The organism is Pseudomonas sp. HN8-3 (assembly GCF_020790195.1).
In the GTDB taxonomy this organism is placed as follows: Bacteria; Pseudomonadota; Gammaproteobacteria; order Pseudomonadales; family Pseudomonadaceae; genus Aquipseudomonas; species Aquipseudomonas synxantha_A.
Genome location: NZ_CP086206.1, coordinates 4,467,650 through 4,480,927, shown reverse-complemented (window position 1 = coordinate 4,480,927; position 13,278 = coordinate 4,467,650). Strand labels below are relative to the sequence as shown.

Below are 13,278 nucleotides of genomic sequence, written 5' to 3'. Positions count from 1 at the left end.
GCTTCTGGAGGATTAGGATGCGTAGTCTGGTTTTACTGCTGGCGGCGTTGGCCCTGAGTGGTTGTATGACCGTCAGCGATATGGCCGAAGGCACTCGCTATCAGATGAGCGATGCCGGGCTGCTGGACCATAGCGACACCCGGCGTACGGCCTCGGTGCGCATACAGCCGGATTCCTTTGTATTTATCGCCCAGGGCGCCTTCGTGCCGCCGGGCAGCGCGTACCCGCGACCCAACGTGGTCGCCGAGGAAGCGTTCAACGGTTTCGTCGAATATTTCCCCATGGTCCGTCGTGCCCGCCAACCCGAAGGTCTCGAGCAGGCCATGGCCGAAGCCCGCGAGGCGGGGGCTCACTACCTGCTGTATTGCCGTTTTGCGGCAGCCGATGACCGTATCGGCAATGCCGATGAGTGGACCGACCAGCAAGCTCTGGACCGCCTGGGGCTGGACAGCGGTGTGATCCAGGTCATGTTGATCGAGACCAGCACCCAGTATTTGATTGATACTGCACGTATTCGCAGTCGTGGCGGTTTACTGACGTTCCACGACACATCGCCACAAGATCTGATTGCCCGCCCCCTGGCGCAATACGCCCGAGGCTTGCTGGGCATGAGCAATCAGTAGACCTGAGGAGAACCCCCATGACCGATTCCGCCAAGGCCAATGACCTATTGGCCCAACTGCCCAAGGGCAAGGGGCCGGCACCGGTGCATCTGTGGAATCCGGATTTTTGCGGCAACATCGACATGCGCATTGCCCGCGACGGCACCTGGTTTTACCAGGGCACGCCTATCGGGCGAAAGCCGATGGTCAAACTGTTTTCCAATATCCTGCGCCGAGACGGCGATGATTATTTCCTGGTGACGCCGGTAGAGAAAGTCGGCATCAGCGTCGATGATGCGCCATTTGTGGCGGTAACCCTGGACGTGCAAGGGCAGGGCGAAAGCCAGGTATTGCGCTTTACCACCAACGTCGACGAGCAGGTCGAGGCCGGCCTCGAACACCCCTTGCGGGTGGTGACGGACCCTGTCACCCAGGAACCTGCACCCTACGTGCGAGTTCGCACCAACCTTGAAGCCCTCGTGCATCGCAACGTGTTCTACCAATTGGTGGAGCTGGCGGTGACTCGTCCGATCAACGGTCAGAACTGGCTTGGCGTATGGAGTGCAGGGGAGTTTTTCCCCATCGGCCTGGAACCCTGAGGCTGATTCTGCCTTCATCCTGAAATAATTTCCTTGCTGTAAATGCCCGCTTTCGGTTATCAATTTGTACATGATTAGACATGTTCGATTTGATAAGAAAAAACGCGTCGTCGACGAGCTCATCCGCCGTATCGAAGGTGGGGTCATGGCCGACGGTTTGCTATTGCCAGGTGAGCACCAGTTGGCCGAGGAGTTTGCGGTCAGCCGTGGCACGCTGCGCGAAGCGCTGGCCGAGCTCAAGCGCCGTAACTATATCGCCACCCAGAGTGGCGTCGGCTCCATCGTCACCTTTGATGGCATGGTCCTCGACCAACGCAGCGGTTGGGCCCAGGCCCTGGCAGACACGGGGGCTCAGGTGAGCACCGACGTGCTGCGTTTCGAAGCGGTGATGCGCCCGGACCTGTTCAGCCGTTTCGGCACCGATCAATTTATTGCCCTGGATCGCCGCCGGAACACGGCCGATGGCGCTGCGGTGTCTCTGGAGCGTTCGTTGATGCCAGCAGTGGGCGGCCTGGAAAGCCTGCCCCGCATTGGCCTGATCGATGATTCCCTGACCATCACCTTGGCGGCCTACGGTTATGTGGGCGCCGAAGGTGACCAGTGGATCGGCGCCGAGCCCCTGAGCGATGAAGATGCTCAATTGCTCGGGCGCGCTGCCGGCACGGTATTTCTCAAGGCTTCGCGCACCACCTACGACCGTCGCGAACGCTTCATGGAGCATGTCGAAAGTTTGCTCGACCCGCTGCACTTTCGCCTGCATCTGCAGTTTGGAGCTGCCAAATGACCCGGGAAGACCGCGCACTCGGTGCCTTCTACGGCTTGGCCCTGGGCGACGCCCTGGGTATGCCCACACAATCCTTGAGCCGCGAACAGGTGAAAGCGCGCTTCGGCACCATCACCGCCCTGGAAGACGCCGACGCCGACCAGCCTATCGCACCGAACATGCCCGCCGGTTCCATTACCGATGACACCGAGCAGGCCATCCTGGTCGCTGAGTTGCTGGTGCAAGGCCAAGGCCGGATCGAACCTGCCGTGCTTGCCCAGCGCCTGATCGACTGGGAAGCGGGAATGCGCGCCAAGGGTTCCCAGGACCTGCTCGGGCCGTCGACCAAACGGGCGATCGATATGATCCTTGCTGGCCATACGCCGCAAGAGTCCGGACGCTACGGCACCACCAATGGTGCGGCCATGCGCATCACCCCGGTGGGCATCGCCGCCGATGTCAGCGAGACAGCCTCGTTTATCCAGGCGGTGATCCAGGCTTGCCAGGTCACCCATAACACCAGCCTGGGTATCTCCAGTGCCGCGGCCGTGGCGGCGGTGGTCTCCGCCGGCATCAATGGCGTGGACCTCGGCGAAGCCTTGAACATCGGCATTCAGATTGCCCAGCAGGCTGAAAGCCATGGCCACTGGGTGGCCGGTGGACGCATTTCCACCCGCATCAGCTGGGCCCGCACCCTGAGTGTCGGCAGCGATGACAAGGCCCTGTTTGCCGATTTGCTCTACGAATTGATCGGGACGTCTGTTGCCTCGCAGGAGTCGGTGGTGGTGTCGTTCGCCCTGGCGCAGCAAGTCGCGTCCGGCGATATGAATGCCTTCGAAGCACTGTGCCTGGCCGCCAGCCTGGGGGGCGACACCGACACGATCGCCGCGATCCTGGGGGCCATGCTCGGCGCGTGCCTGGGGATGCAGTGCTGGCCAGAGGCGCTGATCGAGCAGGTCAAGCAGGTCAATGGCCTGGACTTGCAGCCGCTGGTCCAAGCGTTATTGGCCTTGCGATAAACACGGAACTAAATGTGGGAGCTGGCTTGCCTGCGACAGCGGTTTTCCAGTGGCTGCTGGGCTGGTTGACACACCCCAATCGCAGGCAAGCCAGCTCCCACATTAAAAAGCGTTGAGTCAGGAAGACTGCATAAAGATTCGACTCGCTGCCACAACCACAACAATACAGGCACCAGGAGCACCCCTTCATGAGCAGCACCTCTAGTGGCCAAAGCGCCGGGCAGTTGGAAACACGCGGCATCGAGCCGGTCCCGGAAGGCGAGTGCAACGGCCATCCGCTGCAACTGTTCTGGGTATGGTTTGCCGCCAATATCAGCATCCTCGGCTTGCCGCTCGGTGCGACGTTGGTCGCGTTTCGGGGCCTGGCCATCTGGCAGGCGATCATCGTCGCAATCCTTGGCGCAGCGGGTTCCTTCGCGGTAGTGGGCATCATCTCCATCGCCGGCCGTCGTGGTCGCGCGCCCAGCCTGACGTTATCCCGCGCTATCTTTGGCGTACGCGGCAATATCGGCCCGACGGTGGTCTCGCTGATGTCGCGCCTGGGTTGGGAAACCGTCAACACCACCACGGCCGCCTTTGTGTTGCTGTCCTTGTGTTCGATCCTGTTCGGTTCGGCGGTAGAGGCGAAAAGCGCCCCCGTACTCACGTTGATCTTCATCGCCATCTTTGTACTGCTGACCCTGGCGGTATCCGGCCTCGGCCACGCCACGCTGCTGGTGATCCAGAAGTGGGCCACCTATGTATTTGGCGGTTTGAATATCCTGGTGGGCGGCTTTCTGTGTGCCACTATCGACTGGAGCGCGGTGTTCAATGCCACACCTGCGCCGTTGAGCGCGATGATCATCGGCGTCGGCACCATGGCCGCCGGCACCGGCATTGGGTGGGCCAACGCCGGTGCCGATATGTCGCGCTACCAGCACCGCAGCGTCAAGGCTGTGCGCCTGGTGGCCAGCGCCGCCTTTGGCGCGGGCATCCCGCTGGTGTTGCTGATTACCCTTGGTGGCCTGCTGTCGGTGGGTAACGACGACCTGGCGTCGGCCACCGACCCCATCATCGCGATCCGCGACATGCTGCCCACCTGGATGGCGGTGCCTTACCTGATCACCGCATTCGGCGGGCTGTTGCTGTCGAACAATCTGTCGGTATATTCGGCCGGCCTTACCACCCTGACCCTGGGTCTGAAGGTCAAGCGCGTGCACGCGGTGATTGTCGATATCGTGGCGATCTTCGCCGGTTCCATCTATTTCATGCTGATCGCCGACAGCTTCTATGGCCCGTTCATCACCTTCATTTCGTTGCTGGCGGTGCCGATTACGGCGTGGGTCGGGATCTTCGTGGTCGACCTGATACACCGGCATTACTACAGCCCCAAGGACTTGCTGGATGTCAGTCCGAGCAGCGCTTACTGGTATCGCGGCGGTGTGGAGTGGCGTGCCTTCGGCGCCTGGGCCGTGGCTATCGTGCTGGGGTTCTGCTTCACCACCATCGGCACCACCGCGCAAAATATCTGGTTCGCCGGGCCGCTGTCCGACTCCTGGTTGGGCCACAACGGCCTGGGCTGGGTCGTCACCTTCCTGGTCGCAGGCGGCCTTTATGCGGTACTGGGCGGCGCGGCTGATCGTCGCCCGGCTTTGGTAGAGGGTACCCATGCCTAGATTGCTGCATACCGGCCAGGTCATTGTCGACCTGGTCATGGCCCTCGACACCCTGCCGGCAACTGGCGGTGACGTACTGGCCAAATCTGCCAGTTTCGAAGCGGGCGGTGGCTTCAACGTCATGGCGGCGGCGCGGCGCAATGGGATGTCGGTGGTCTACCTTGGGCGCCACGGCAATGGCCGGTTTGGTGACTTGGCTCGCGCCGCGATGCAGGCTGAAAAGATTGAAATGGCATTGACTGCGAGCAACGAGAAGGACACTGGTTTGTGTGTGTCCCTGACCGAGGCCACCACTGAGCGTACGTTCATTTCCCATATCGGCGCCGAAGGCGAATTGAGTGCCGAAGATTTGGCCAGGATCGTCCCGCTCGCCGATGACTACGTGTACGTCAGTGGCTACAGCCTGCTCCTTGAGGGCAAGGCGCAGCCGTTGATCGACTGGCTGCTGGCGCTGCCGCGAGAGATCGTAGTGGTGTTCGATCCTGGACCGCTGGTCAAGGCGCCGGATTCAGTCTTGATGCGTGCGTTGTTGCCACGTATCGATATCTGGACCAGCAATGGCCCGGAAGCTCTGGCGTTTACCGGTGCCCCTGAGATCGCCGCGGCGTTGCCTGAGTTGAGTCGACATCTGCCTGCGCAAACCTTGCTGGTCGTACGTGATGGGCCCAATGGTTGCTGGGTAGGGCGCACGGCTGAAATTGAACATGTACCCGGTTTCAAGGTGCAAGCGGTCGACAGCAACGGTGCGGGGGATGCGCACGCAGGGGTGTTTATTGCCGGCTTGGCGCAGGGCTTGAAACCTGTCGAGGCGGCGCGTCGAGCGAATGCTGCGGCGGCGTTGGCGGTGACACGTTGGGGGCCGGCCACATCACCTGCCACTGCCGAGGTCGATGCACTACTCAGGGAATAAACACACGTCAAAATGTGGGAGGGGGCTTGCTCCCGATAGCGGTGTATCAGCCAGCTTATCTATAGCTGGCCCACCGCAATCGGGGGCAAGCCCCCTCCCACATTTTGAATCTATGTTTAGCCTGCTTTTTTCAACGCCTGGATCAATTCATGTTTACGCATGGTCGAGCGGCCCGGAATGTTCTTGGCTCGCGCCTCCTTCATCAGGCCCTCCTTGGTTTGCGTACCCAACGAAGCCCCACTGCTGCGCGGGTGCCCCTCACGGCTAGCTGCCGCACGCTTGGCCGACTCCTGCCGGTCCTGGGATTTCTTCGCCGGCGCTTTATGCTGGCCCGAGCCGCCGGCCTTTTCACCGCCGCCGGACTGCTTGTTGACGGTGGCCCAGGCCCGGGCTTCGGCTTCTTCCTTGGACAATCCCTTGTGCTCATAACTGTCTTCGATATGAGCGGCCTTGCGTTTCTGTTCGGCGGTGTATTTGGCTTTGCTTCCACGAGGCATCGCTAAAACTCCTTCTGGCCCCGGTCGCAGGGCCAGACCAGAAATGACTTACCGAGGGCCTGCACCGTCGAGCTTGCGGGCCTCATCCACACCCGAGGCGGTGAGCTTGATCGGCAGGTTCAACGAGTATTCACCGGCGTCGTCGGTGGTCACATGCCCATCCTTGATCAGCCCGCGGTCTTGCAGAAACGCCAAGACACTGGCGACTTCTTTCTCACCGCGGTAGTTGTCCAGTACCTCCTTGCCCAAGCCCTGGGGATGAGCGTGCAGCAGGCGGGTGAGGACTTCTTTTTCAAGGTTTCTATCGACGTTCATGCGTACCTCTTCACTGGGAAATGATCGGGTGTCGGTGTTGCCAGGGATGTATCAAGGCGCTGGCTGTTTCGGTGCACCTGGCAGATTCGAGTCGTCGCCTTTATTGATCTTCGGCTCATTGACCGAGGGGCCCATTTTGCCGTTACCGACCGCAGCCGGGGCCTGGCGCTGGGTATCATGGCCCTGGGTGTGAGGGTCGGCGCCGTTGGTGTTGTCGATGATCGCGCCGCCGTTGGTATCCAGGCCAGTGCCCATGGATTTCTGCGATTCAGTCGTCGCGTCGGGCGTCGGGTCGGTGGGGCCGGTCGACGAAGTCGCCGCAAAGGCGCTCAAGGACGCAGCGGACAGCAGGCCGGTGAGGGCGAGGGCAGCAAATTTGGAATTTTTCATGAGGGTGTCTCCATATGATTAATGTCCTTACCCTTTATTGGTCAGCCACCCTTTGCTGTTCGTGCCTTGATGGCGACGAACGGTATCAGCTCACCTGTATCACTTTATGTATCGATACTCGCCGCACGATCAGTCGCGCCACGGTGATCGACCAGTTCAGTGCGGCGATGACCAGTACGCTCAACAGCATCGTCGACAGGCCGAATTCGACAATCATTTTGCCCGCGAGCCATGGAAACCCGAAGACGCCGATAAAGTACGCCAGGCTGAACAGCAATAACGCCTGGGACATGGTGCCGCTGGGTGCTTCACTGGCCACCAGCCCATTGATCACCGAGTACGTCAGGCCATACCCGACCCCCAGCGTGGCGGCAGCCACCAGATAGCTGAAGTTACCGCTCACCCCGAACGCGAATAGCGCAACCGCGCCAAACATGACGCCGGACAATACGCACGCAGCCTGATAGGCATCACGCTTGACCACAAAGCCGGCGATCAATAGCCGGCTGGTAATCGCAGCAGTCAGGAAACCTGCGAAGAACAGTGAATAATCCAGCTGATGGGCCAGCGCATAGCTGGTCTGGAATGACGACAACCCACCAAACACGCAGCCACCCAGGCCGACCATCAAGATCGCGAACGCTGCCTTGGACGTCAGCACGCGGCGGCTTGCTGTCCAGGTAATCTTCGACGCCGGCACGTTTGCATGCTGTTTGAACTGCGCGCCCATGCGCCAGAACATCACAACCCCGGCAAGGCTGGCCAACCCGGCAATGTAGAACGCTGTCGTCAGGGGCAAGCCCAGCGCGGTGGCGGCGCGCCCGAGCAACGGGCCGGAACCGATCCCGCTCAACATGCTGCCGGACAGCAGGGCAAAATACTTGGCGCGCTGCTGGGGTTGCACCAGCAGCGTCACGATGATCGGCCCCAGGGTATAGAACACGCCCCAGCCCAAGCCCAGGGATAACCCGAACAGCATCAGGCCCTGGCCAAACCCGGGGGACAGGGCAAACCCGAGGCAGGCCACCACCAGCATTACACCCGTGCCCGCAATCGCTCGCGCTGCGCCCAGCGCATCCGCCAGGTGCCCGGAAACGACCACCGCCACAAAAGTGCTGAGCATTGCCGTGGCAATGATACTGCCGGCGTCGTGCTCGTTGCCGCCGCGTGAATGAATCAGCAGCGACAGCAAAAAGGTCGAGCCGTAGGACAGCGACAATAAGAAACTGGCGAGGCAGAACAGCGCGAATGTCTTCGCGCCAACTGGAGACGTGGCGGGCATGAGCAGGACCTGAATGTTGGAATTATGCCGCTTGTTTACCATGGGCGCTCATGGGGATTGTTCTGTGATTACTGGTGCTGGCATTACTCTGGGGCGGAGTAAAAACACTTCGGTCGGCATGAAATTGCGCTGCAATCGGTCATCAAACCGCCTTAGTATGTGGGCTTTGAAATTGCCCAAGGCGCGCCCATGACCATCGAGATTCGCCCCGCCGTACCCAGCGATGCTGCGCAGATCCTGAGTTTCATCACCGAGCTTGCCGAATATGAGAAAGCCCGGCACGAAGTGATCGCCAGCGTGGTGGATATCGAGCGCAGCCTGTTCAGCGAGGGCGCTACCGCCCATGGCCTGATCTGCCTGCGCGACGGTTTGCCGATTGGTTTTGCCGTGTTCTTTTTCAGCTACTCCACCTGGCTGGGCAGCAACTGCCTGTACCTGGAAGACTTGTATATCAACCCGGAACAACGCGGCGGCGGAGCGGGCAAGAAGCTGTTGCGCCACCTGGCGAAGATCGCCTGCGATAACGGCTGTGGGCGTTTCGAGTGGAGCGTGCTGGACTGGAATGAACCAGCGATTGCCTTCTACAAATCCATCGGTGCCCAGCCTCAGGAGGAGTGGGTGCGCTATCGCATGGAAGGCGATGCACTGAGGGATTTTGCCCAAGGCTGACCGACATTCCAAACCGGCTATCAATGGCCGGTTTTTTTTTGCTTTCGCTCACAATATGGGATGCAAATTTATATATTGAGATATTTCAAGGTCTGGGTTTATAGTCGCCTGCATCAGCACTCACTACCAAAAATAAAACAGGTGAAGCGATGCAGGCACAACCGTTGTCCCTACCTGCCGTGCCCGAGCCGACTTACGGCGAGCGGCTGAAGAACAAGGTGGTGATCATCACCGGCGCTGCGCAAGGTATTGGCGAGGCGATCGTGGCTTGCTTCCAGGCCCAGCAGGCGCGACTGGTGATTGCGGACATCCAGGGTGAAAAAGTCGAGAAAGTAGCCGCTTGTTGGCGCGAACGTGGCGCCGAGATTTGCGCACAACCTGTAGATATCACCTCCAAAGAGCAATGGCAGGCGCTGGTCAATCTCGCCATCGAGCGCTTTGGCCGGGTGGACGTACTGGTCAACTGCGCCGGGGTCAATGTGTTTCGCGACCCGCTGGAAATGACCGACGAGGATTGGCGCCGCTGTTTCGCCATCGACCTTGATGGCGCCTGGTACGGTTGCCGTGCGGTGCTGCCGCACATGATCGAGCAGGGCATCGGCAACATCATCAATATTGCCTCCACCCATTCCAGCCACATCATCCCCGGCTGCTTTCCTTATCCTGTCGCCAAGCATGGCCTGCTCGGCCTCACTCGTGCCCTGGGCATCGAATACGCGCCCAAGGGTATCCGCGTAAACGCTATCGCCCCGGGCTATATCGAAACCCAGCTTAACGTCGACTACTGGAACGGCTTCCCCGACCCCCACGCCGAACGCCAGCGCGCGTTTGACCTGCACCCGCCCAAGCGCATCGGCCAACCCATTGAGGTGGCGATGACCGCGCTGTTCCTGGCGACCGACGAGGCACCCTTTATCAATGCCACGTGCCTGATGATCGATGGCGGGCGTTCGGTGATGTACCACGACTAAATCGTTTTCCAATAACAAGAAAGAGGTGGTTCATGTTCAAGAAGACTCTTGGCGCTGTAGCGCTGGCGATGGTGTTCAGCGGCTTTGTATCGGCTGAAGAAGTGAAGATCGGTTTTTTGGTCAAGCAGGCCGAAGAGCCGTGGTTCCAGACTGAATGGGCCTTCGCCGAAAAAGCCGGCAAGGAGCATGGCTTCACCGTGATCAAGATCGCCGTGCCCGACGGCGAGAAAACCCTCTCGGCCATCGACAGCCTCGCCGCCAACGGTGCCAAGGGCTTTGTGATCTGCCCACCGGACGTGTCCCTGGGCCCGGCCATTGTCGCCAAGGCCAAGGTCAATGGCCTGAAAGTCATGGCCGTGGATGACCGCTTTGTCGATGCCAAGGGCAACTTCATGGAAGACGTGCCGTACCTGGGCATGGCCGCGTTTGAAGTGGGCCAGAAACAAGGGGCCGCCATGGCCGCCGAAGCGAAAAAACGCGGTTGGGACTGGAAGGACACTTACGCGGTGATCAACACCTTCAACGAGCTCGATACCGGTAAAAAGCGCACTGACGGCTCGATCAAGTCCCTGGAAGAAGCCGGCATCCCCAAGGATCACATCCTCACCGCTGCCCTCAAGACTCTTGACGTGCCTGGCAGCATGGACGCCACCAACTCGGCCCTGGTCAAGCTGCCCGGCGGCGCTAAAAACCTGATCATCGGCGGCATGAACGACAACACCGTGCTCGGCGGCGTGCGCGCCACTGAAAGCGCCGGCTTCAAGGCCGCCAACGTGATCGGCATCGGCATTAATGGCACCGACGCCATCGGCGAATTGAAGAAAGCCGACAGCGGTTTCTTCGGCTCCATGCTGCCGAGCCCGCACATCGAGGGCTATAACACCGCACTGATGATGTACGAGTGGGTCACCAAAGGCACTGAACCACCGAAGTACACCGCCATGGACGAAGTCACCCTGATCACCCGCGAGAACTTCAAGGAAGAGTTGACCAAAATCGGGTTGTGGAAATGACCGCTGCGGCCCTGCGTTTTGACGCTATCGGCAAAACCTTTCCCGGGGTCAAGGCGCTGGACGGCATCAGCTTCACTGCCCACCCCGGGCAGGTGCATGCCCTGATGGGCGAGAACGGTGCGGGCAAGTCGACGCTGCTGAAAATCCTCGGCGGCGCCTACATTCCCAGCAGCGGCAGCGTGCAGATCGGCGCGCAGGTCATGGCGTTCAAGAGCGCTGCCGACAGCATCGCCAACGGTGTCGCGGTGATCCACCAGGAACTGCATTTGGTGCCGGAAATGAGCGTGGCCGAGAACCTGTTCCTCGGGCACTTGCCGACGCGTTTGGGTGTGGTCAACCGCGGCGTGCTGCGCCAGCAGGCGCTGGCATGTCTCAAGGGCCTGGCCGATGAGATCGACCCCGACGAGAAGCTCGGGCGCCTGTCCCTGGGCCAGCGCCAACTGGTGGAAATCGCCAAGGCGTTGTCCCGCGGTGCCAACGTGATCGCCTTCGATGAGCCCACCAGCAGTTTGTCGGCGCGGGAAATCGACCGGCTGATGGCAATCATTGCGCGCCTGCGCGACGAGGGCAAAGTGGTGCTCTACGTGTCGCACCGCATGGAAGAAGTGTTCCGTATCTGCGATGCGGTGACGGTGTTCAAGGACGGTCGCTACGTGCGCACGTTCGAGGACATGAGCACGCTGACCCACGACCAGTTGGTGACCTGCATGGTCGGTCGCGATATCCAGGACATCTACGACTACCGCCCGCGCGAGCACGGCGAAGTGGCGCTCAAGGTAGACGGCCTGCTCGGCCCGGGCCTGCGCGAGCCGATCAGCTTTGAGGTGCGCAAGGGCGAGGTCCTTGGGCTGTTCGGGCTGGTGGGGGCAGGGCGCACCGAGCTGTTTCGCCTGCTCAGTGGCCTGGAGCGCGCCAGCGCCGGCAGCCTGCAGCTGTGCGGGCAAGCCCTGCAATTGCGCTCACCCCGCGACGCCATCGCCGCCGGTATCTTGCTGTGCCCGGAGGATCGCAAAAAGGAAGGCATCATCCCGCTGGGCAGCGTCGCCGAAAACATCAACATCAGTGCCCGGGATGCGCACTCCACCTTTGGCTGGCTGTTGCGCGACGGCTGGGAGAAAGCTAACGCCGACCGGCAGATCCAGGCGATGCGGGTCAAAACCCCGAACGCGGCGCAGAAGATCCTGTACCTCTCCGGCGGCAACCAGCAGAAAGCCATTCTTGGCCGCTGGCTGTCGATGCCGATGAAGGTCCTGCTGCTGGACGAGCCCACCCGCGGTATCGACATCGGTGCCAAGTCGGAGATTTACCAGATCATCCATAACCTGGCGGCCAGCGGCATAGCGGTGATCGTGGTGTCCAGCGACCTGATGGAGGTGATGGGCATTTCCGACCGCATCCTGGTGATGAGCGAAGGCGCCCTGAGCGGTGAACTGCCCCGCGCCCAAGCGGATGAAGCGCGCCTGTTGCAACTGGCGCTCCCGCGTTCGCGGGCTTGAAGAAATAAGAGGGGTTGGCTATGTCTGAAGTTAAAACTGCAAAGGGTTTCTGGCCGGGGTTCAACCAGCGCAAGTTTCTCGACGACTGGGTGATGCTGCTGGCAGCGTTGAGCATCTTTGTACTCAGCGCGGTATTTATCGACAACTTCCTTTCGCCACTGAACATGCGCGGCCTGGGGCTGGCGATATCCACGGTGGGCATCGCCGCGTGCACCATGCTGTTCTGCCTGGCGTCGGGGCACTTCGACTTGTCAGTGGGGTCGGTGATCGCTTGTGCCGGGGTGGTGGCGGGCATCGTGATCCGTGACACCGACAGCGTAGTACTCGGCGTGTCGGCGGCACTGGCCATGGGGCTGGTGGTGGGGCTGATCAACGGCATCGTGATTGCCAAGCTGCGCATCAATGCGTTGATTGCCACCTTGGCGACCATGCAGATCGTGCGCGGCCTGGCGTACATCTTCTCCAACGGCAAGGCAGTGGGGGTGATGAATGAAGATTTCTTCGTATTCGGCAATGGCCAACTGATGGGCGTACCGGTGCCAATCATCATCACTGTGCTGTGTTTCGTGTTCTTCGGTTGGCTGCTCAATTACACCACCTATGGGCGCAACACCATGGCCATTGGTGGTAATCAGGAAGCCGCGCTGCTGGCCGGGGTGAATGTCGATCGCACCAAGATCATCATCTTTGCCGTGCACGGTTTGATCGGCGCATTGGCCGGGGTGATTCTCGCGTCGCGCATGACCTCGGGCCAGCCGATGATCGGCCAGGGTTTCGAGCTGACGGTGATCTCTGCGTGCGTGCTGGGCGGGGTATCGCTGAGCGGCGGCATCGGCATGATTCGCCATGTGATTGCCGGGGTGCTGATCCTGGCGATCATCGAGAACGCGATGAACCTGAAGAACATCGACACGTTTTACCAGTATGTGATCCGGGGTTCGATCCTGCTGCTGGCGGTCATCATCGACCGCATGAAGCAACGCTAATGTTCGCCCTGTGAAGATTAAACTGTGGGAGCTGGCTTGCCTGCGATAGCGGGCTGTCAGCCAGCCTATCTTTAACTGACCCACCGCCATCGCAGGCAAGCCAGCTCCCAC

15 protein-coding genes are annotated in these 13,278 nt (G+C 60.6%); 11 read left to right on the top strand and 4 right to left on the bottom strand.

What is annotated here, in order from left to right; translation table 11 throughout:
- The first annotated feature begins 17 nt into the window (after positions 1-17).
- The 6 genes from LJX92_RS19865 to LJX92_RS19840 all read left to right on the top strand — a co-directional run bounded on the left by LJX92_RS19865 (position 18) and on the right by LJX92_RS19840 (position 5,548).
- Positions 18-623, top strand: coding sequence for a DUF4823 domain-containing protein (locus tag LJX92_RS19865; protein ID WP_005790515.1), 606 nt, complete (start codon positions 18-20; stop codon positions 621-623).
- A 17-nt stretch (positions 624-640) separates the two neighbouring features.
- Positions 641-1,201, top strand: coding sequence for a DUF1285 domain-containing protein (locus LJX92_RS19860; RefSeq protein ID WP_032879868.1), 561 nt, complete (start codon positions 641-643; stop codon positions 1,199-1,201).
- Positions 1,202-1,271: 70 nt separating this feature from the next.
- Complete coding sequence (locus tag LJX92_RS19855; RefSeq protein ID WP_228308857.1) at positions 1,272-1,985, top strand: GntR family transcriptional regulator; 714 nt, start codon at positions 1,272-1,274, stop codon at positions 1,983-1,985.
- Entirely contained in the window at positions 1,982-2,983 is a 1,002-nt protein-coding gene (locus LJX92_RS19850; RefSeq protein ID WP_005790510.1) for an ADP-ribosylglycohydrolase family protein, read from the top strand. Before LJX92_RS19855 ends, LJX92_RS19850 begins: the two co-directional genes overlap by 4 nt.
- A 188-nt stretch (positions 2,984-3,171) precedes the next feature.
- Positions 3,172-4,638 carry a purine-cytosine permease family protein gene (locus tag LJX92_RS19845; RefSeq protein WP_216091980.1) on the top strand — a complete coding sequence of 489 codons (1,467 nt, stop codon included), beginning with the start codon at positions 3,172-3,174 and terminating at the stop codon, positions 4,636-4,638.
- A complete protein-coding gene (locus LJX92_RS19840; protein WP_032879871.1) occupies positions 4,631-5,548 on the top strand; it encodes a PfkB family carbohydrate kinase in 918 nt (305 codons plus the stop codon). Before LJX92_RS19845 ends, LJX92_RS19840 begins: the two co-directional genes overlap by 8 nt.
- Positions 5,549-5,664: 116 nt before the next feature.
- Here LJX92_RS19840 and LJX92_RS19835 read toward each other — a convergent pair whose 3' ends face one another.
- From LJX92_RS19835 to LJX92_RS19820, 4 genes are all read right to left on the bottom strand, one after another.
- Positions 5,665-6,045, bottom strand: a complete 381-nt coding sequence (locus LJX92_RS19835; protein WP_032879873.1) for a hypothetical protein — start codon at positions 6,043-6,045, stop codon at positions 5,665-5,667.
- Positions 6,046-6,093: 48 nt separating this feature from the next.
- A complete protein-coding gene (locus LJX92_RS19830; RefSeq protein WP_005790502.1) occupies positions 6,094-6,360 on the bottom strand; it encodes a hypothetical protein in 267 nt (88 codons plus the stop codon).
- Positions 6,361-6,411: 51 nt separating this feature from the next.
- A complete protein-coding gene (locus tag LJX92_RS19825) occupies positions 6,412-6,750 on the bottom strand; it encodes a hypothetical protein (RefSeq protein ID WP_005790501.1) in 339 nt (112 codons plus the stop codon).
- Positions 6,751-6,835: 85 nt separating this feature from the next.
- Positions 6,836-8,032, bottom strand: a complete 1,197-nt coding sequence (locus LJX92_RS19820) for an MFS transporter (protein WP_228308856.1) — start codon at positions 8,030-8,032, stop codon at positions 6,836-6,838.
- Between the two features lie 189 nt (positions 8,033-8,221).
- Between LJX92_RS19820 and LJX92_RS19815 the strand changes: the two genes are divergently transcribed.
- The 5 genes from LJX92_RS19815 (at position 8,222) to araH (ending at position 13,167) form a co-directional block, all read left to right on the top strand.
- On the top strand, positions 8,222-8,701 hold the full coding sequence (locus LJX92_RS19815) for a GNAT family N-acetyltransferase (RefSeq protein ID WP_057704631.1): 480 nt from the start codon (positions 8,222-8,224) through the stop codon (positions 8,699-8,701).
- A gap of 149 nt (positions 8,702-8,850) precedes the next feature.
- On the top strand, positions 8,851-9,672 hold the full coding sequence (locus tag LJX92_RS19810; protein ID WP_148854166.1) for an SDR family oxidoreductase: 822 nt from the start codon (positions 8,851-8,853) through the stop codon (positions 9,670-9,672).
- A 32-nt stretch (positions 9,673-9,704) separates the two neighbouring features.
- The gene (locus LJX92_RS19805) at positions 9,705-10,685 is read left to right on the top strand and encodes a substrate-binding domain-containing protein (protein ID WP_228308855.1); all 981 of its coding nucleotides are present in this window, start codon (positions 9,705-9,707) and stop codon (positions 10,683-10,685) included.
- Complete coding sequence (gene araG / locus LJX92_RS19800; RefSeq protein WP_228308854.1) at positions 10,682-12,181, top strand: L-arabinose ABC transporter ATP-binding protein AraG; 1,500 nt, start codon at positions 10,682-10,684, stop codon at positions 12,179-12,181. The genes LJX92_RS19805 and araG overlap by 4 nt, the downstream gene beginning before the upstream one ends.
- Before the next feature lie 20 nt (positions 12,182-12,201).
- Positions 12,202-13,167 (top strand): L-arabinose ABC transporter permease AraH, encoded by a 966-nt coding sequence (gene araH / locus LJX92_RS19795; RefSeq protein ID WP_005790489.1) that lies wholly within the window; start codon positions 12,202-12,204, stop codon positions 13,165-13,167.
- The last annotated feature ends 111 nt before the right edge of the window (positions 13,168-13,278 follow it).